Origin of the sequence: Bartonella sp. CL71SXKL (assembly GCF_042194935.1) — a bacterium.
Taxonomy (GTDB): domain Bacteria; phylum Pseudomonadota; class Alphaproteobacteria; order Rhizobiales; family Rhizobiaceae; genus Bartonella.
On the sequence record NZ_JBHINI010000004.1, the window covers coordinates 50,680 to 70,559 of the forward strand.

16 protein-coding genes are annotated in these 19,880 nt (G+C 40.6%); 1 reads left to right on the forward strand and 15 read right to left on the reverse strand.

The genetic code is table 11. The features are described 5' to 3' along the window. Positions 1 to 221: 221 nt before the first annotated feature. The 6 genes from ftsH to ACFILA_RS03260 form a co-directional block, all read right to left on the reverse strand. Complete coding sequence (ftsH, locus tag ACFILA_RS03235; protein ID WP_273790457.1) at positions 222 to 2,384, reverse strand: ATP-dependent zinc metalloprotease FtsH; 2,163 nt, start codon at positions 2,382 to 2,384, stop codon at positions 222 to 224. Between the two features lie 114 nt (positions 2,385 to 2,498). Next, the gene (tilS, locus tag ACFILA_RS03240) at positions 2,499 to 3,986 is read right to left on the reverse strand and encodes a tRNA lysidine(34) synthetase TilS (RefSeq protein ID WP_375660650.1); all 1,488 of its coding nucleotides are present in this window, start codon (positions 3,984 to 3,986) and stop codon (positions 2,499 to 2,501) included. 18 nt (positions 3,987 to 4,004) lie between these two features. After that, complete coding sequence (locus tag ACFILA_RS03245) at positions 4,005 to 5,996, reverse strand: tol-pal system protein (protein ID WP_375660651.1); 1,992 nt, start codon at positions 5,994 to 5,996, stop codon at positions 4,005 to 4,007. A 52-nt stretch (positions 5,997 to 6,048) separates the two neighbouring features. Beyond that, the gene (gene pal / locus ACFILA_RS03250; RefSeq protein ID WP_273790460.1) at positions 6,049 to 6,570 is read right to left on the reverse strand and encodes a peptidoglycan-associated lipoprotein Pal; all 522 of its coding nucleotides are present in this window, start codon (positions 6,568 to 6,570) and stop codon (positions 6,049 to 6,051) included. A gap of 52 nt (positions 6,571 to 6,622) precedes the next feature. Continuing rightward, positions 6,623 to 6,769: a hypothetical protein gene (locus tag ACFILA_RS03255; RefSeq protein ID WP_375660652.1), complete on the reverse strand. Its 147-nt coding sequence runs from the start codon at positions 6,767 to 6,769 to the stop codon at positions 6,623 to 6,625. Positions 6,770 to 6,775: 6 nt separating this feature from the next. Further along, positions 6,776 to 7,477, reverse strand: coding sequence for a DUF1013 domain-containing protein (locus ACFILA_RS03260; RefSeq protein WP_273790461.1), 702 nt, complete (start codon positions 7,475 to 7,477; stop codon positions 6,776 to 6,778). Between the two features lie 368 nt (positions 7,478 to 7,845). Between ACFILA_RS03260 and ACFILA_RS03265 the strand changes: the two genes are divergently transcribed. Beyond that, the gene (locus ACFILA_RS03265) at positions 7,846 to 8,592 is read left to right on the forward strand and encodes a YebC/PmpR family DNA-binding transcriptional regulator (RefSeq protein ID WP_254492472.1); all 747 of its coding nucleotides are present in this window, start codon (positions 7,846 to 7,848) and stop codon (positions 8,590 to 8,592) included. Between the two features lie 1,081 nt (positions 8,593 to 9,673). On the opposite strand, the gene tolB is transcribed toward ACFILA_RS03265, so the two are convergent. The 9 genes from tolB to ACFILA_RS03310 form a co-directional block, all read right to left on the reverse strand. Further along, positions 9,674 to 10,999: a Tol-Pal system beta propeller repeat protein TolB gene (gene tolB, locus ACFILA_RS03270; RefSeq protein WP_375654367.1), complete on the reverse strand. Its 1,326-nt coding sequence runs from the start codon at positions 10,997 to 10,999 to the stop codon at positions 9,674 to 9,676. Positions 11,000 to 11,037: 38 nt separating this feature from the next. Next, positions 11,038 to 12,504, reverse strand: a complete 1,467-nt coding sequence (locus tag ACFILA_RS03275) for a cell envelope biogenesis protein TolA (RefSeq protein ID WP_375660653.1) — start codon at positions 12,502 to 12,504, stop codon at positions 11,038 to 11,040. Positions 12,505 to 12,613: 109 nt separating this feature from the next. Beyond that, positions 12,614 to 13,066, reverse strand: coding sequence for a protein TolR (gene tolR / locus ACFILA_RS03280; RefSeq protein ID WP_375660654.1), 453 nt, complete (start codon positions 13,064 to 13,066; stop codon positions 12,614 to 12,616). A 14-nt stretch (positions 13,067 to 13,080) separates the two neighbouring features. Continuing rightward, positions 13,081 to 13,794: a protein TolQ gene (gene tolQ, locus ACFILA_RS03285; protein WP_273790464.1), complete on the reverse strand. Its 714-nt coding sequence runs from the start codon at positions 13,792 to 13,794 to the stop codon at positions 13,081 to 13,083. Positions 13,795 to 15,503: 1,709 nt separating this feature from the next. Next, complete coding sequence (gene ybgC / locus ACFILA_RS03290) at positions 15,504 to 15,944, reverse strand: tol-pal system-associated acyl-CoA thioesterase (protein ID WP_273790465.1); 441 nt, start codon at positions 15,942 to 15,944, stop codon at positions 15,504 to 15,506. Positions 15,945 to 16,168: 224 nt separating this feature from the next. Then, entirely contained in the window at positions 16,169 to 17,263 is a 1,095-nt protein-coding gene (gene ruvB / locus ACFILA_RS03295) for a Holliday junction branch migration DNA helicase RuvB (RefSeq protein ID WP_375658577.1), read from the reverse strand. A gap of 13 nt (positions 17,264 to 17,276) precedes the next feature. Beyond that, positions 17,277 to 17,891, reverse strand: coding sequence for a Holliday junction branch migration protein RuvA (gene ruvA, locus ACFILA_RS03300; RefSeq protein WP_273790467.1), 615 nt, complete (start codon positions 17,889 to 17,891; stop codon positions 17,277 to 17,279). A 13-nt stretch (positions 17,892 to 17,904) separates the two neighbouring features. Then, positions 17,905 to 18,420 (reverse strand): crossover junction endodeoxyribonuclease RuvC, encoded by a 516-nt coding sequence (gene ruvC / locus ACFILA_RS03305; protein ID WP_273790468.1) that lies wholly within the window; start codon positions 18,418 to 18,420, stop codon positions 17,905 to 17,907. A gap of 1,004 nt (positions 18,421 to 19,424) precedes the next feature. Then, complete coding sequence (locus ACFILA_RS03310; protein WP_273790469.1) at positions 19,425 to 19,559, reverse strand: hypothetical protein; 135 nt, start codon at positions 19,557 to 19,559, stop codon at positions 19,425 to 19,427. Positions 19,560 to 19,880: the final 321 nt, after the last annotated feature.

Genomic DNA, 19,880 nt, shown 5'->3' on the forward strand with positions numbered 1-19,880 from the left:
AAATCTATCGCCTAACCTCACAACCCTACCACATTAGAAAAGCAACAGTCCACCTCGCCTTGTAGCATGCTAAAGCCGTCATAATACAACGGCTTTGCTTAATTTTTTGCTTCCATATTTTTGCAAATATTACAAGAAAGGCGCAAACAAAACTTGCGCCTTTCTCAAAAAAATTAGAAGTTTTCCTAAAACATCGTCACTCAAGCGGTATTAAATAATTCTTATTTTTCTTTATCATCTCCCGCAGTATTGGACTTCTTTTCAGCATTACTTTTAGAGCGGTTGACTGATTTTGTAGTACCTTTTGTGCTTTGTGCTTTTTTCTCAGTCTCATCCGATTGCACTTCTTTAGACTGAGCCTCCTTAAGCACAACATTACTGGATTTTGCTGTTTTTTTTCCAACAGCTGCCTCTGCTTTGTCTGCCTCGCCTTTATCGGTCTCTACTTTATGAGGCGCTGTTTTAGAGACTGCTTCAGCGTTTTTTTCATCTACCACTGTTGTCTCTGTCTTCATTTTTCCAGTTTTTGGAACAGAAGACCCCCGTGGCGCAGCACCCTCATCTTTCTGTGTGCGTGAAGGAGGCTTTCCTGCAATAACTTCGTTAATTTCAGCTCCCGTTAAAGTCTCATATTCCAACAAACCTTGTGCCAAAGCAAACCATTCTTTTCTTTTTGTTTTCAAAATGTTTGTCGCATTTTTATAGGCATCATCAATAAGCTTACGCACTTCCATATCAATCATGCGCGCTGTTTCTTCAGAGACATTTTGTGTTCGCGCAACAGAATGACCCAAAAAGACTTCATCTTGGTTATCGCCATAAGCTACATTTCCAAGCAGATCAGAAAATCCCCACCGTGTGATCATTGCACGTGCTAATTTCGTTGCTTGCTCAATATCAGAAGAAGCACCGGAGGTGATATTTTCCTTTCCAAACTTTAATTCTTCAGCCACACGTCCACCCATCATAATAGCCAAACGAGAAATCATCCACCGATAACTCATAGAATAGCGATCGCCTTCAGGCAATTGCATCACCATTCCCAATGCTCTTCCCCTTGGAACGATTGTTGCTTTGTGGACAGGATCAGCAACCGGCACATTAAGAGCCACAATAGCATGTCCTGCTTCGTGATAAGCAGTGAGTTCTTTTTCCTCTTGTGTCATAGCGGTTGAACGACGTTCAGCCCCCATCATCACCTTATCTTTGGCATCTTCGAATTCTTGCATCGTGACAACTCTTTTATTACGGCTCGCAGCCATAAGAGCAGCTTCATTGACCAGATTCATCAGGTCCGCACCGGAAAATCCTGGTGTTCCCCTTGCCAAAATTTTCAAATCAACGTTAGGCGCTAAAGGCACGTTGCGCACATGCACTTTCAAGATTTGCTCACGCCCAGAAACATCAGGGTTTGGCACAACAACTTGCCGATCAAAACGCCCTGGTCTCAATAAAGCAGGATCAAGGACATCAGGACGGTTTGTTGCGGCAATAAGAATAATACTTTCATTGGGCTCAAATCCATCCATTTCGACAAGCAACTGGTTTAAGGTCTGTTCACGTTCATCGTTTCCACCGCCAAGACCAGCCCCCCGATGGCGCCCTACAGCATCAATTTCATCGATAAAGATAATACAAGGTGCATTTTTTTTAGCCTGTTCGAACATATCGCGCACACGGCTTGCCCCAACACCAACAAACATTTCAACAAAATCAGACCCTGAAATGGTAAAGAATGGCACATTGGCTTCACCTGCCACAGAACGTGCTAGCAAAGTTTTACCGGTTCCTGGAGGACCAACAAGCAAAACACCGCGTGGGATACGCCCCCCTAAGCGTTGAAATTTTTGTGGTTCGCGTAAAAATTCAACAATTTCTTGAAGATCTTGCTTTGCTTCTTCAACGCCAGCAACATCTTTAAAGGTAATACGTCCTTGCGCTTCATTAAGCAATCTTGCTTTCGATTTCCCAAATCCCATTGCACCACGTGATCCATTTTGCATTTGCCGCATAAAAAAGACCCACGCCCCCACGATAATAATAACAGGTAATAAGGAAAAGAGGAGATTGAGGAAAATGCTATTTCCAGAGCTTTCAGGAATAGCTTTAACATTGACGTTTTTGCTTTCCAACTTTTGTATCAAACCTGGATCGCGAGGAGCATAGGTTGAAATAGCTCTATGTTCAATGGTTTTCCCTGTTAATTTTTGACCTTGAATGGTCACAGATTTCAACTCATTATTCTCAACTTTTTGCAAAAATTCAGAATAGGAGACTTCTCCACCACCAGAACGTTGGCTATCTCCATTAAAGAGAGAAAACGACACAATCAAAATCAAGGCAATAACTCCCCAAATAAGGAGAGAGCGGTAATTGGAATTCATATTCAGCCCACTTAATCAAATATAGATTTCAAACAGTTCCCCTTAACATATAACCTTGTCAGCCCCTTGCCAAGGGATGAGAAGCTGTTTATTTTCTTTTAGAGTAATTTTCCTTTATCTTTTCACCTCAATATTAAAAAAAGGTTCCACAACATTCACCAAGGCAGCATCTTCTCGTGAGGAAAGCCAATCGAAAGGTGCCATAATCCGCTTGACGATAACATGTTTATGAATAACTGCTTGAGAAATCAACTCTGGAATATCATACCCTTTATGATTTGAGATCATCAGCAGCGATTGTAAAGAGGGAAAATGAGGCTTTTCAAGCTCAAAATCGCTATTTTTTAATAAAAATTTCAGCTGTTCTAAATTTGCGGCTCCAACCTTTATAGCCTCATATCCATGATTTGTGATATGATAGCGCCCATCCCATATAAAAGTTTTATCTGGCTCAACGATAGCCTCTTTCATATTTCGCCCTTCACGCCACAAAGAAATTCCGTGCTTGTTATATTCAATAACAGAACCCGCATAAGTAAAACGCTTCTTTTCTGGAGAATCGAGACAGAGTTTTTGAACAAGCATGCTTAATTTCTGATTGGGGAGCAAATAAAATCCCCCTCCCATCAGCACAGCAAAGAGCCCCACCACGAAAGGAAAACTGGAATGTTTCTGTAAAAACAGCGCAGGCTTTGCTATGAAACAACGCCCATGTTGGACAGTAATATCCAGCGCTAAGATCAAATCAGCAATATTTTTGGCTTGTTGACGACGCTGCAATGCGGCTTCATTTATTTTTTGAGCAATATAAGCCAATTTTTGTGGAGAAAGAGATTGACGCACGCGCACACGTTCAAAATTGCGATCTTCATTGGTTGGATCATCAATCCATGTTTGTCCTTGTAAGCGTAAATAATTCCGTAATGTTTGGCGTTTTACACCAAGGAGTGGCCGAATCAAACGCACTTTTCTATGCAACAACGCCTCACGCGGAATACAGGATAAACCGCGCTCATAAAGGGGACCATAGTTTTTTTCGGCAATATTTTTTCTCGTTTTTCTGGTATGATCCTCATCACGTATACCCTCGGCTTCACCGCGCAAAGCACCAGCAAAACCACTGGCATAAACCTCATCGCGCATAGCAACAGCTTCACTATATAAAGCACCTCTATTCTTTTGGAGACGTTGATACCGCATATGATAGGTCTCAACCTGATCATTGAGTGTATGCCCCGTCATAATAAGTGATGCGCCTTGTTTTTGTGCTTCTTTAACCAAGAGATCATAGCGTGCAACACGCGCGCTGGAAGCAATATGCGTCTTTGGCTTTTCGCCTTCCCATCGCACAGTGATATGTTGAATATCATGGACACGACAAATTTTCGCAACAGTTTCTGCTTCACGCATCGATTCTTTACGCAATTGATGATCAACCGTGACAACAATCATTTCTGGAGGAAATGCGAGAGTTTCCAAATGCTCTTTGACCAAAAACATCAAAGCCAAAGAATCGCTTCCCCCTGAGACGGCAAGAATCAACTTCTGACATTGAATAAAATCCGATGTTTTAAAGAGATTTCTTGCCAGTCTAACGCACACCGAAAACGACCTCGCTGTTTATTTTGCAGGTTTACAAAAAACAGATGCTAATGTTTGTTGACGTTTTGATTTTTTCACAAAATGAGCACAATCGTCTTTATTTGGCTCAAGAGCGACCATACTTCTTGCTAATTTCAGCAAAATCTCAGAGGTATAGAGCTTCTTTTTATCTGCATACCATGCGGTAAGATAAACTTGTGCTGCTTCATGATAGCGTTTTTGCCCCAACAAAGATTCGGCCAACCAAAATAAAGCATCATCACTCAAAGAATCTTTTTTGTAACGATTTTGAAAAGCGCAAAAGCTTTTTTCAGCATCAACATAGTTAGCAGAACGAATAAAATCATACCCTTCCTTATACAAAGCTTTAGAAGAAGAAAGATTGTCACTCTGATGTGCTTCAATTGGAGCACTTACTTCATGCGCCTTGTTAAAAGGTTGACTGTTTTCATGATCATGGCTCTCCACCTTAGCTTCCACAGCAGCAACCTTTGTCTGATCACCTGTACTATGGTCCTGCTCTATCTCTTCTTTTACAGTCTGAGATTTTTCATCTACAGCAGACTTTTCAAAAGAACAAGAATAAACAGAAGAGGCTTCTGTATCAAAAAGCTCGTGAAACTGCTTGTTAACATTTTTTAGACTGTTATGCTCAAGCACCATTCGTATCTTATGCAAAAGCTTATCTAAATCATAATCTTTAAATAAAGCCTGTTGATTTTCTAAAATAATCCCTTGGTGCTCCGCAACACTAGTGGCTTTTTCCATCGCGCTAGATGCTGCTTTATCGGCTGCTTCAGGAGCTTCTTTTACAGCATCAATTGCCTTATTAACAGCGTCAGTGGCTTTTTCCACCGCGCTAGATGCTGCTTTATCAGCTGCTTCAGGTGCTTCTTTTACAGCATCAATTGCCTTATTAACAGCGTCAGTGGCTTTTTCCACCGCGCTAGATGCTGCTTTATCAGCTGCTTCAGGTGCTTCTTTTACAGCATCGACAGCCTTATTAACAGCGTCAGTGGCTTTTTCCACCGCGCTAGATGCTGCTTTATCAGCTGCTTCAGGAGCTTCTTTAACAGCATCAACAGCCTTATCAACAGCGTCAGTGGCTTTTTCCACCGCGCTAGATGCTGCTTTATCGGCTGCTTCAGGCGCTTCTTTAACAGCATCAACAGCCTTATTAACAGCGTCAGTGGCTTTTTCCGCCGCGCTAGATGCTGCTTTATCAGCTGCTTCAGGTGCTTTCTTCACATCATCGACAGCCTTATTAACAGCATCAGTGGCTTTTTCTATCACATCAGATGCTGCTTTATCAGCTGCTTCAGGCGCTTTCTTCACATCATCAACAGCCTTATTAACAGCGTCAGTAGCTTTTTCTATCACATCAGATGCTGCTTTATCAGCTGCTTCAGGTGCTTTCTTCACATCATCGACAGCCTTATTAACAGCATCAGTGGCTTTTTCTATCACATCAGATGCTGCTTTATCAGCTGCTTCAGGTGCTTTCTTCACATCATCGACAGCCTTATTAACAGCGTCAGTGGCTTTTTCTATCACATCAGATGCTGCTTTATCAGCTGCTTCAGGTGCTTTCTTCACATCATCGACAGCCTTATTAACAGCGTCAGTGGCTTTTTCTATCACATCAGATGCTGCTTTATCAGCTGCTTCAGGTGCTTTCTTCACATCATCAACAGCCTTATCAACAGCATCAGTGGCTTTTTCTATCACATCAGATGCTGCTTTATCGGCTGCTTCAGGCGCTTCCTTCACAGCATCAATTGCCTTATCAACAGCGTCAGTGGCTTTTTCCGCCGCATCAGATGCTGCTTTATCGGCTGCTTCAGGCGCTTTCTTAACATCATCAGTTGCCTTATCAACTGCATCAACTTTATCCGTATCATGTGCAGGATATTCGGAAGCCTTTCGTGCCGCACTTTGAACAAGTGAAGTAGAACAAGCTATGAAAACCCCCATATAAAAGAGTGTTTTCCAATTGATTTTACGATACATTCTTTTTTCCCCTTAAGAGCTTATTAAATAGTTGAAACAAACAATCTTCTTTTTAATGACTATTCATGTCATTCAACGTTGTCACAGCACGTCGATTTTGATTCCAACAGGAAATATCATCACATACTGCTACAGGTCTTTCTTTTCCGTAAGAAATTGTTTGAATCCGTTGTGCAGACACACCTAGAGACACCAAATAGTTTCGCACAGCAACAGCACGGCGCTGTCCAAGTGCCAAGTTATATTCACGTGTTCCCCTCTCATCAGCATGACCTTCGATCATAATAGAATAATAAGGATAATGAAGCAACCACTCTGCTTGGCGCGTTAAAATACGTTCCGCATCAGCATCAAGTGAAGAAGAATCGAGACCAAAAAACACGCGATCACCCACATTAACCGTAAATTCTTGTCCTGAACCTGGTGACATCTGATTCAAACCAGCATCATTCATATAAGCGCCATTCATACCGTTAAGTGCACCAACATTTTTTTTGCCACACCCACCCAAGCATAGTGAGAAAAGAAAGAGGATAGCTAAGGAATGAGAGATGGTTTTTTTGGTAGAGCGCATAGTCCGTTTCTCCTTGAATTTGGTAAAGAAGGGTCAATTCTTAAAAATATTTTTAAGAATAACCGTTAATTCCTAATGAAGACGAAATTTTTTCTGTTTTTTTTTCGTCCTCATTTTTACTTTTAAGTCTCTGCCAATTTTTCTTCTCTTTGGCCATTCCTCTAACATTTCCATAAGAAATGTTTCCCTTATGCGTCATGGCTTTTTATGCATCATCTTGATCTTGATCTTGACGATTTTTTTGCAGCGCGTTCAGCTTTGCAAAAACTTTATCAGCGTCAAAAGTCTTATGCAGATTGTCTTCACTCTCATTTTCCTCTAGAGCAGCGTTTTCCGTCACAGAAGCGGGAAGCAACGACCTATCTTCTTCTGCAGCAACAGGGCGATTTTTCGCCGCACGCTGGAGCTCAAAATCTAAATCGATTTGCGAACACAAACCAAGCCCTACAGGATCAAGAGGAACCAAATTTGCACTATTCCAATGGGTTCTAAGGCGGATTTGTTCAATTGTCGCTTTTGTTGTCCCAATCAACCGTGCAATTTGTGCATCTTTCAACTCGGGATGGTTTGTAACCAACCATAGGATACCATTGGGACGATCTTGGCGTCGAGAAAGAGGGATATAGCGCGCCCCTTTACGTTTTTTTTCAGGAATATGCACCCTAGATTGAGAAATTTTCAATCGTGCGTTTTGATCAGCCTCCACCCGTGCAATTTCACTGCGCGTCAATTGCCCAGAACTAATCGGATCTAAACCTTTAATACCATAAGCCGCATCACCATCGGCAATAGCTTTTACTTCCAAGACATGCAATTTACAAAATTCTGCAATCTGATCAAAAGAAAGAGCTGTATTATCAACCAACCAAACAGCTGTTGCTTTGGGCATCAAAAGTTGCGTTGCCATTTTTATAAATCCTCTTCTGCGCCTCTTCTATGAGGCAGGTTACCGCCCACTCAAGAGCACTGGAACTTTTTTATATGTTTAGGTCTCTCCAACCACTCCTAAAACAAAGCGAGGCATGGAATAAACCATTTTGCTATGAGATTACATTCTGTTATAGCGTTATTTTTGCTCAACGACAAGAGATCTCTCTTGTAATGATCCTCAACTAAGGTGTCTTTACCTTTAAGATGAATTTTCTTATAAAGGGTTTATTCGATTATTTCACCTCATGCTGTGGCACATTTATTCTGGTGGGATGCGTGCTTTATCGCCTTAAATTCTAAAGAGTATCCAACTGGAAAGAAAGCCCTCAAATAGGAAGGAAAACTATGGCAGGCCATTCACAATTTAAAAATATTATGCACCGTAAAGGGCGTCAAGATGCAATGCGCTCGAAAATATTTTCTAAACTTGCACGCGAAATTACCGTAGCAGCAAAACAAGGTGCTCCTGATCCAGCCATGAATCCACGTTTAAGGCTGGCTGTTCAAAATGCCAAAGCACAATCGATGCCGAAAGATAATATTGAACGCGCGATTAAAAAAGCGTCAGGCGCCGATGTCGAAAATTATGATGAAGTACGCTATGAGGGCTATGGACCAGGTGGCGTTGCCGTCATTGTTGAAGCTTTAACTGATAACCGCAACCGCACCGCTTCAAATGTGCGCGCCGCCTTCACAAAATCAGGAGGAGCCTTAGGGGAAACAGGATCGGTCAGTTTCATGTTTAATCGGATTGGTGAAATAATCTATAAGCCAGAAGCAGGGACAGCCGATAACATCATGGATGCAGCAATTGAAGCCGGTGCCGAAGATGTGCAATCAGAAGAAACCGGACATCATATTACCTGCGCATTTGAAGATATTGGTGAAGTTTCCAAAACACTTGAAGCAAAACTTGGTGAAGCAGAATCGATTAAAACGATTTGGAAAGCCACCACCCTTGCACCAATAGATGAAGAAAAAGCTTTGTCCGTTTTACGGCTGATTTCAACATTAGAAGAAGATGATGATGTGCAAAATGTTTATGCCAATTTTGATGTCAGTGATGAGATTTTGGCAAAATTGTCTGTATAATTCCCATCATTTGCATAAGCCCTCTCTTCATTCATGAGGGCTTCAAAAGCATCTGTCACTTCTCCTCTTTATCCGCACATATAAAAGCCCCGCGTCAATAGCGGGGAAAAGCTGTCAGTGCAACAAGAAAACCGCAATTAATTTCAGAAAACATAACCAAAAAAAGAAAGCATACAAAACTCTGTAGCCTCACGCCTTTCTTACATGCCCCAAAAATTATCCCTATATCCCCTCTCTCATTTGATCTTTTTGTTCTTTAAGATGAACCTCCTCTCCGCTCTCAAGTGATGAAAATGATCTAGCCTCTAAACAATTGGGATTTTCCTAACGTATTCCTATGACGAATCACTCATAAAATTCACTTGAAACTTAAGGCTCAACAAACATGCACTCCCCTAAATATTCGCCACGCACTTAAAAACACTTAGAATATATCAAGGAGGTTTATACGTCCTATTTATACGCCCTATATCACCACACTTCAAAGGACAGTGTTTTTATAACATCACAGAATAAAAATAAGCAAATAGAAAGCCAGAGCTGATTGTTTAGCAAAGTATTGTACAAAAAGGCGGTACATCTCTCTAATCTGTTGCGGATAAATTTTTGACTTTATGGCATTAACTTTATGGCATCGTATATTTCTAAAATAACGTCATTTATCTTAAAAATCTGTCCTTTTGCTCTTACCAATCAATCAATATTCAGACCTAAAACAACCGCGTACTTGAATAAAACACATCAAAGAGCAAAAGCCCCCCTGACAAGAGGACTCTTCACAAACAAAATCGAAGAGGAAGTTTAAAAAAATATATATAGCGACACTTTGAATAAAAAGTTGAAATCTAGAGATCTTAGAATTTTCGGCTCTATTTTTTCAAGGTATTGTTTTGAATTTTTTTAAGCATTTTCCCCCAAGGAAATTCCATTATCGATCAACAGCCGTAGATGATAGATGAAACCTACATAACTCCCCATGCACACTATAATCAATTCCTTCTTTTAAATAATTTAAAAACTATTGAGATTGTTTAAACTTGAGACTGTATTCCTTCTATATTCTGTTTTTAAGCATTTTGTTTTACTGTATATTGAGCAAAGGCGACCATGCTGGATCTGAAGCATCATTGGGAGTGGGTAATTGACGTTCATTGCGACCCGTAATATCAATCGTATAAATTTTTGGTCCCATACCGGGATTTTTGCGAAAGAACATCAGCACACGACCATTAGGGGCCCAAGTTGGTCCTTCATTGTGAAACCCCGTGGTTAAAATTCGTTCTCCTTGTCCATCAGGGCGCATAACACCGATAGAAAATTGTCCGTTTAATTGTTTTGTAAAGGCGATATAGTCACCCCGTGGAGACCAAATAGGTGTTGAATAACTCCCATCGTTTGAAGAAATACGCTGAATATCACTCCCATCCGCATTCATTTTATAGATTTGCGGCTTTCCACTACGATCTGAAGAAAAGACGATTTGTTTTCCATCCGGTGAATAAGAAGCAGAAGTATCAATAGCAGAAGTTGTTGTAAGTCGCGTCATCGTACGGGTTCGTAAATCCATGGTGTAAAGATTGGCACTCCCATCATTTTGTAACAAACTCATGATAACTTTTTGTCCATCAGAAGAAAAACGTGGAGCAATTGTCATGTTATTAAACGTTCCGATCAACTCTCTTTGCCCCATTTCAATTTGTTGGAGATAAACATGAGGTACTTGATTGTCCTCATAAGCCATATAGGTCATTTCTTGTCTTTTTGGAGAAAAACGCGGCGTAAGCACCAATTCACTTCCATCAGACATATAAATCAAATTTGCGCCATCTTGATCCATCATTGCTAAGCGTTTAATGCGTGCATTTTGGGGGCCTGTTTCATCGATAAAAACAATTCGTGTATCAAAATAACCACTTTCTCCTGTCATCTCACTATAGATCTCATCTGCGATCATATGTGCCACACGCCGCCAACGTTCTGTCGCGGTATAAAAACGCCGTCCTTTCAATTGTCTTTGTCCAAAAACATCCCATAAACGAAAATCGACCCTCAAACGTCCATCGATTTCTCTCATGACTTGCCCAGTAACTAAACCTTGCGCTTTTATTTTCTGCCAAGAAGCAAAATGCGGTTGTTTATTAGGATTAGAAATGTTTTCAAAAAAATTTGCTTTATCAAGCGGTAAAAAAAGCCCCGACCGTTCAAGATCGGCTGTCACCACAGCAGATATTTTCAACCCAATCGAATCATTGGAAATAAAGTCTGTAATTGCAATGGGAATGGGATTAAAATCAGCGCTCGAAATAGTTCCTTTCAATTGCGCATAACCCGATGAAATACTTGAAAGCCACAACCCACAAGTGACAATAAACCAAGCAAAAACTTTATGTCTCGTTATAGTCATCATGGAATGTGTCCTTTCGTTAAGCGCTTTTTTCTCGTTTATCATCTTATTTCTTGGAGGGGATCAACATTAAAGTCAAAACCTTGCCCCCATAGATCATATTGATCACGTGGGAGATCTGCATAAGGTTGGCATGAAAAGACAGCAGCATACACCTGCCTTATCATAATAGCTTGTTGACTCTCAAGGCCGCTTACGGGATCAATGATAGGATCACCCACAACCATCCCTTCACGGTCTAAATAAAATCGCAACCGCACAACCGGACGGTTTTTTAAATCGCCGCCAAGCGCCACAAGTTTAAGCTTCTGTTGAATACATCCCCCCGCAATATTGACCAATGTTTGTGCCATTTTTGTGGTATCATTAATATTTTTTCTTGCACCCAAAGCTTCTGGTGTATGAGAACGTTTTGCCCCCCCTCCTTGTGACCGCGCACGATTAAGCAAATTATTTTCCTCCAGAGCTAAAATATCTTCAATGGTCTGTTTCTCTTGGTTTTTCTTGTTAAGCTTTGGCGTATTTTGATTCAATGCAGCCTCATTCTTCCTTGGAGATTTTTCGTCAAACTTTGGTTTAAACTGTGGAAGAAGAGATTTTTCTGGAAGTACAATTTTGGGCGCTTGATGAACAATCTGCTCTGCTGGTACTTTTGGGACCGTTGGAGCCAATTCTTTTGGCGATATCATCTCTTCATTTTTGTGCGCAGGCTTGAGCGCAACCTTAGAGGCATCTTCCGGCACTCTCAAAGGCATCTCAGGTGCAACCTTGGGCGCATCCTCTGGTGCCTCCAAAGGCATCTCAGGCGCAACCTTGGGCGCATCCTCCGGTGCCTCCAAAGGCATCTCAGGTGCAACCTTGGGCGCATCCTCTGGTGCCTCCAAAGGCATCTCAGGCGCAACCTTGGGCGCATCCTCCGGTGCCTCCAAAGGCATCTCAGGCGCAACCTTGGGCGCATCCTCCGGTGGTGCCTCCAAAGGCATCTCAGGTGCAACCTTGGGCGCATCCTCTGGTGCCTCCAAATGCATCTCAGGTGCAACCTTGGGCGCATCCTCCGGTGCCTCCAAAGGCATCTCAGGCGCAACCTTGGGCGCATCCTCTGTTTTTGCTTCTAATAATTCTGGTTTTGTAAGTTCTGGTGCAAATGTTTCTGATGTGTTCTCGCTTGATGGTGGCGATGCTGTTTCAACGGGACGCGGCTTTTCCTTTGGTTGAAATGGTGCAAGACTATCTATTTGTCCCTCTCCAATATGGCGTGCATCTTCTTTCTCTTGTGGCTGCATAGTTGGTTTGACGGCAGGGACAGCACGGATAGGAGCCTTCACGGCTCCTTGTTGAGAAGAAAACTCGTCCACTAAAGGAGCAAGAGTAATGGGAATTGCTTCCAATGGTTGTGGTAAAGAGACAGAGCTTGTAAACTGAATGGCTCCCCAACTGAGAAAAATGACATGGACCACAAGGGATAAAGCCAAGCCTCGTTTCATACTATGATAGGAGTCTTTGTTCATTCTTTATGCCTTATTTATGCCTTACATTTTTTCATTTTTAATCACTCTATGCTCTTTTTAAAAAAAAAATTAAAAACAACCGGTTATGCGCAATTTTATTACTTATTATTTATTGTGCTAGACTTGCTAACGCAACTTGAGAAAACCCCGCTTTTTGAATATCCGCCAGCAGTTTTAATACCTGCTGATATTCAACAGTTTTAGCAACCCGCACAAAAACCCGTTGATCTTTTTGTGTAGCATCTGCCTCCAGAAGAGTTTTCAGGTGTGCAATCAGGGCCTGTGACGTTTCATAATAATCTTGATTAATGGCAAAGCGCCCTTGCGCGTCAAGTGAAACCGTAAGGGGTGTCTTTTGAGCTCGTACGGGACCCGCTTGACTACGAGGCAAATCTAGAGGAACACCGTTCACTAAAAGGGGAGCAGAGACCATAAAAATAATCAACAAGACCAGCATGACATCCACAAAAGGAGTGACATTGATCTCACTCATCAGTTGGCTTCGTGCATGATGCCGCCTACGTGTATTTTTGCGAGAAGAAGAAGCAACAGAAACGCCCATGGATAAGCTCCTTTTTATAAAGAGGAAGGTGCTGTGCGTGTTTCATCAATACGCCGCGATACAATTGTTGAAAATTCATCGGCAAAATTTTCTATTTGTGCAATGATGCGCGCACTTTCATGAGTCAACTTGTTATAAGCAATAACGGCTGGAATTGCTGCAAACAAACCAATAGCGGTTGCCAAAAGCGCTTCTGCAATCCCCGGCGCGACAATAGCAAGTGATGTATTTTGAGAAGCTGAAATAGAAAGAAAAGACTCCATAATACCAATAACTGTTCCAAAAAGTCCGATAAAAGGTCCAGCAGACCCCAGTGTCGCAAGAAAACTTAATTTTGATTCTATTTTTTCACTTTCACGTCCCAGCGTCAAATCCATAGCCTTATCAATTCTGCTCTGCAAACTTTTCGATGTATGGGTCCCTTTTTCAAGAGATTTTTTCCATTCAACCATTGCTGCTATAAAAACTGCGGATATACTATTGGTACGTTGACTTTTGCATGATGCATAAAGATCTTCTAGCGCTTTGCCGGACCAAAATGTACGTTCAAACTGCTTTATTTCACGCCGTATTCTCCGATACGTAAAAATTTTATCAAAAATAATTGCCCAACTCCAGATGGAAGCGAGCAGCAACCCAATCATAACACCTTTCACGATCCAACTCGCTTGCATAAACAAATGCAACATTCCAATTGTTTCCGGATTTGTTAGTTCACCATGCGGCATAATTTTTGTCCCTCTAAATGAAAGGTGTATTTTTAAAAGTTTTATAAAACAGATTATTTTATAGTTTCTAAATTTAAGTAAAAACTCTAGTCTCACATAAATCCATGCGCTAAAACAAGACTTGTTTCTTAAATTTCCTTAAAAAGTGATGACGAGAGACATCCCTCAATGCAGGCCCCTCCTCATTTCACAACAGCATTTATGAAAAATATAACGATAAGAACTTCTCCATAAATACTATAAAAATAAAAGATATAAAAATGCATAATATAAAATCTATTATGCACCACCATCTTTACGCTTATGATAAAGAACGCTAAATCATCATACGCGTTTTAAGCTTAAAATGCTGCAATAAGTCTTAGCACTTGAAAAGATTCATAAGAAGCATTTTATTCCTTTCTTAAGTGTTTTTGTACCCACTCATCAACCCCGCTTGTGACATGTAAGAAAATGTTTTTAATTAATTCGCAGCAATAGAGCTTGAAAAGAAAAAATCTTACAAGTTTCAGAATTATCTAAAAATTGCAACGCTGTGAATTATCATTATAAATAAATATGTTATCATCATGAAAAATTATGCTTTGCCTCAGGCTATTGTTTCTCTCATTCTTTAATAAGATCACACCATCGGGCAAAAAAACGACACTAAACCACCCTACCACACCTCACAACAATGCGCCTCCCCCACGCACCCCTACAAGTCCTATATAATCTAGTGTAAGTCTCATGTAATCTCATTGTGTTGTGAATTTGCCTCTTTCAATGCCTATCATCTCTCTGACACTATGGTATAACGTAAAAGCTTCTGTGATATGAAAAAAGCCTTTTCACGTCTTTACTTCATGAAAACCAGCTTCTTCGCTCTCTTTGCTCACTTGCGATATTTGATCGTTATTGCATTGAAAATGATACATAAGGAACATTTTTACAATTTTTTCAATGATTTATATTGCTCTCTTATGATGTGTAAGCAAATGATTTTAATTGTTTCAACATGAACAGATTTGAAATGTAAAGTATTTTATTCCTCTATTAGGGTTTGTACCCGTGAGAAGTGATAATTTATCTTTCTAAGTCAATATATTATATAGAATAATATGCTTTTGAAACTTTAAATCAAGAATGCATTTCTGCTTTATATACATTGATCTCTCACTCATTTACTACGCTTAGAAGCGCACATAAAGTGATGCATTATAGATAGAAATGGATGAAACACGCGCTCTTGTGATGCCAAATGACAATCCAGTAAAAAAACAAATCAAATTGCTTAAAAACACCCTTTGGGTGTTTTGAGACAATTTTCGACCTAATGGCTTATTATCACTTTATTGCAATATTGCGCTGGGTATGTGCATTTTTATAAAAACAAATCTTAATCCATTTTTTATTTATTTTTTTTGTACTTTTCGCTGTTTTCCGATGCCAACAAACCTTTCTTCAAAAGAAAGAAAATATCTTGAGTTTATAGCAGAAAATGGATGAGGCGACATTGTTTTTGAATCATAACATGGATGAGGCGTGTTTAATTTTGTGAAATATCATCTTCAATTTATTGTAGTGTTGTAGCAGAGCTGTTTTCTTTTGCTGTATCGTGTAACCTTGTTGGAAAACATTTAGGCTATGATAAATGTATAGTTTTAGATTGTAGATTACTTTATATCTGCCGATCTCTCCTAAAGCTGCTGGTTCAATGAATAATACTTTTAACCAAGAATTTTTGCAAAAAGTTCTTTGGGTAAACGTCGCGGTTTTGCCTCCTCATTAATCAGAGCAATTTCAACTTTGGCTGTTACCAACGTGGTCATCTCATGCAAAATAGATTGCTCCATAAAAAAGCGTGCCCCTTGGATATGAGTAACACGTGTTTTAACGACTAAAAGATTATCAATTTTAGCTGGTCTTGAAAAATTAATTTCCATATGACGAACAACAAAAAACAGTTTTTCTCCCTCAACCCCTGCTGCTAACATCTTATTATTAAAACCGGCATCTCGTAAAAACTCTGAACGTCCTCGTTCAAAAAACTCAAGATAACGCGCATGATAAACCACACCGGAAAAATCTGTATCAGCAACATAAACGCGGACCTGAAAATTATGAAAAGCGTTTGTATGATTGCTCTTAAAAGGTGTTATTTCTGTCATCGACTTCATGCCCCATAAAATCATCTAATATAGCTAATATAGCAAATTGTTTATCAATCAAAAGATTGAACACATTTTTGTGTTGAAGTTGTGGAAAGCAAAAGCAAAAAACCCTCAATAGTGCCAAACTTTTTCGACCAGAATATGTTAAAGGAAGCACGTCTCTTGTATTTTATGACCTTGCTATAAAATGTTCAAATAGTTTCTTTTAATGAAGAAATGCCTTAGTCATCTTCCCCATCCCATAAAGACGTCTGAAGTGATGAATTGTCTTGAGCATCAGAAAGTTGAGAACGCCTTTGTATAGACGTTGTAGAGGCTGGAGCAGAAAGCCCTAAATGGCTCCAAGCCTTTTCAGTTAGAATGCGTCCACGAGCAGTTCTTTGAATAAAACCTTGTTGGAGCAAATACGGTTCAACAATATCTTCAATGGCATCGCGTGGTTCTGATAAAGCAGCAGCAATCGTTTCAATCCCCACCGGTCCCCCTAAAAAAGTTTCCGCAATCAGAAGCAAGTAGCGACGATCAAGCGGATCAAGACCAAGATGATCGACCTCAAGGCGCGAAAGCGCTTCATCGGCGATTTTTTGGTCAATTTGTTTTGCCTGTTTAACCAAAGCAAAATCACAAACGCGCCGTAAAAGCCGTCCGGCAATACGAGGGGTCCCCCGTGCTCGGCGTGCAATTTCATGGGCACCATCATCACTAATCTTGACGGCAAAAAGCCGCGCATTACGCTGCACAATATATTCCAATTCTTCTATCGTATAAAAATTGAGACGAATTGGGATGCCAAAACGGTCTCTCAGCGGTGTGGTCAAAAGCCCCAAACGTGTGGTTGCCGCTACCAAAGTAAATTTAGCCAGATCAATTTTCACCGAGCGTGCGGCCGGCCCCTCCCCAATGATCAAATCAAGTTGATAATCTTCCATGGCTGGATAAAGAATTTCCTCAATCGCCGGATTTAAGCGATGAATTTCATCAATAAACAAGACATCACGTTCTTCAAGATTGGTCAAGAGAGCGGCTAAATCTCCTGCTTTAGCGATGACCGGCCCTGAAGTAGAGCGAAAATTAACGCCTAATTCTTTTGCCATAATCTGTGAAAGCGTTGTTTTTCCCAACCCCGGTGGCCCTACAAACAAAACGTGATCCAGCGCTTCTTGCCGCGTTTTTGCTGCTTCAATAAATATTTTTAAATTAGCCCGTGCCGCTTCTTGACCAATAAAGTCATCGAGAACTTGTGGTCTTAAGGAACGATCTGGATCGTTAGGAAGGGAGGCGGAACCCAGAAGGCGTTTATCTTCATCTTTATGCATTGTTACCTTGATTTTAAGTAGGAGAAGAAAGCAATTTGAGACTATGGCGGATCAGCAGGGCAGAAGAAACAGTTTCCCCCTCAAGAGCGTTCATCGCAAGAGCAAGAGCACGGGATGCATGCTCCCGTTCAAACCCTAGCTTCATCAACGCGGAAAGCGCATCATGCGCAGGTTGATTGGTCATCTCACGCTGAGAAACCGAAACAGTCTTGAGCGCTTGTTCAAAGGGGAGTGTTTTACTTTTCAACTCACCCACAATTCTTTCACTGACTTTTTTACCAACGCCCGGCGCTCGACTAATCATCGCAACATCGTTTAAAGCAATAGCCTGTGCAAGTTCATCTGGCGATAAAGTACCCAAGATTGCCAAAGCAACCTTTGCCCCTACTCCAGGAACATTTTGTAGAAGACAAAACCACTCCTGTTCAGCTCTTGTAGCAAAACCAAAAAGGCGGATTGCGTCTTCCCGAACATGCGTTTCAATAAAAAGGCTTAACGCCTCCCCAACAGAGGGTAAAGAAGGACGCAGCCGATTTGACACAAAAACAACATAACCCACACCGTGCACATCAAGAAGGATATGATCATCAAAGATATGTTCAAGAGTGCCCTTTAATTTGCCAATCATGTTGCCACCCCACTCATATCGCCTTCCTTGCCTGATAAGATAAGTCAATACTGTTACGGTGCATACTATGACAAAGAGCAAGAGCAAGAGCATCAGCCGCATCACTGCTATCAAATTCAGCCCGTGGGAGGAGAACTTTGACCATCATATGGATTTGTTCTTTAGCCCCATGTCCAACACCAATAACCGATTTTTTCACTTTGTTGGGCGCATATTCAAAAACAGGAAGATTTGCTTGCGCAGGAACCAGCAGTGCAATTGCACGTGCTTGCCCAAGTTTTAAAGTTGCTGTAGCATCTTTATTGACAAACACATGTTCTACAGCGGCTTCATGGGGCATAAATTGATGCACAACCTCTGAAAGACCTTTGTGGATCTGACATAGTCTGGAAGCCAGCTCACACTTTACATCAGAAGAAACCGTCCCTGCTGCAATAAACTGAAGACGATTACCCGCAACATCGATAACGCCCCACCCTGTACGCCGTAATCCGGGATCAATGCCTATAATACGAATCGTCTCTGCCATAAACTACAGTCTATACACTTTTCCCCCCTGTGAATAAAGATGTGAATAAAGATGTGAATAAAGACAAGACCACAAAGAAAACAACAACCCAAGACAAAACCAGTAAAAAGATAATCATCCCCCCAAATTTATACAATTATAACACGCAACGAACAGCATCTTTATGAAGCATAACTGAAATCAATCAAAACCATTCACACACCACAAGCAAGCACCCTCTAAAGCATAAAAATTCCCTTTCTATATCATTTCCAATGCCATAACGGTTAAACATCGCAAGCGAGAAAATAGAGCAGTGCTGGATTGTACATTCATAAGTGTAAAGAGGCTATGAAACAGATGCTACACACTTTGCGAAAACTTTTTACATTATAGCATGACGCTACCATAACACGACAACACGTTGATTTATAAAGATAATTAATTATTTTGTATGTTGCATAAGAATCCCGAATATCCTAAGATTTTCTCATTACAAATCTGTTTATATTGAAGCAATCAAAACCATTCTCTTACATATGAAACGTGGGATTGCCGTATAGAGTGAAACTGTACAAGAAAGGACTAAAAATAATGCTTCTAATGAATTGTCTCAAGTTCCAAAGGCTGCCGCAACATTGGGGACTGGCAAAGATGATGATAGTGCCGGCTTTCTCCTTTGCAAGCATAAAGATGAGAGAGGCTCAACGGATATGAATAAGAACTAAGAGATATTTTTGAATATACTCATCACACCACAATGACATTGCGTAGAGAGGGACATTTCATAGAGAGGAACATGCATGGGGGCACAGAGAGCCTATAGGACATTCATTATATGGCACTATATGGCACTTTATTTTGGATATTTTATTTTACGCGAAGGAAAATACCTTCCATTCAAAACAAAAGAAGCCCAAAAACTGTAACAATGTGTATCATCCTCATAACACACACTTTACAGCAGCTTTATAGGCATAAATTATAGAGCATAAATAAATTGATGTACAAGCCCCTACTCTATCTTAGAGCCAGATCATTATCATAACCAAAACAAAGTCACACGATAGATCAACAGAAAGTGTTCCAGCTGCAATCAACCAAAGCCGATTTCCCACAAAACCAACCATACTCCATCCCATGCCATAATTTACAATCAATACCTATACCCTTCAGCTATAAGCTCAAGATATTTCCTACGCTCAAATAGAAATTAGGCAGAAAAAAGCACTCTAGATTAGTTTTAGTTGTGAAATTTCGGTTGTAAAAAAAAATGGGTATACTGCTCTAAATATCGCAAGAAAGAAGCAAGGAGCTATTATTCTCAGAACGCCCAAAAGCTGTTTTGAGTAATTCGATTTGTTTTCCCACTAGATTATCATCGTTCAAGATAAAGCCGCCGCTTATTGACCAAAGTGCTTAAACTACAGCAGCATCTCTAAATGAAAAAAATGCACGCTTCTAAACGCAATGAATGAGAA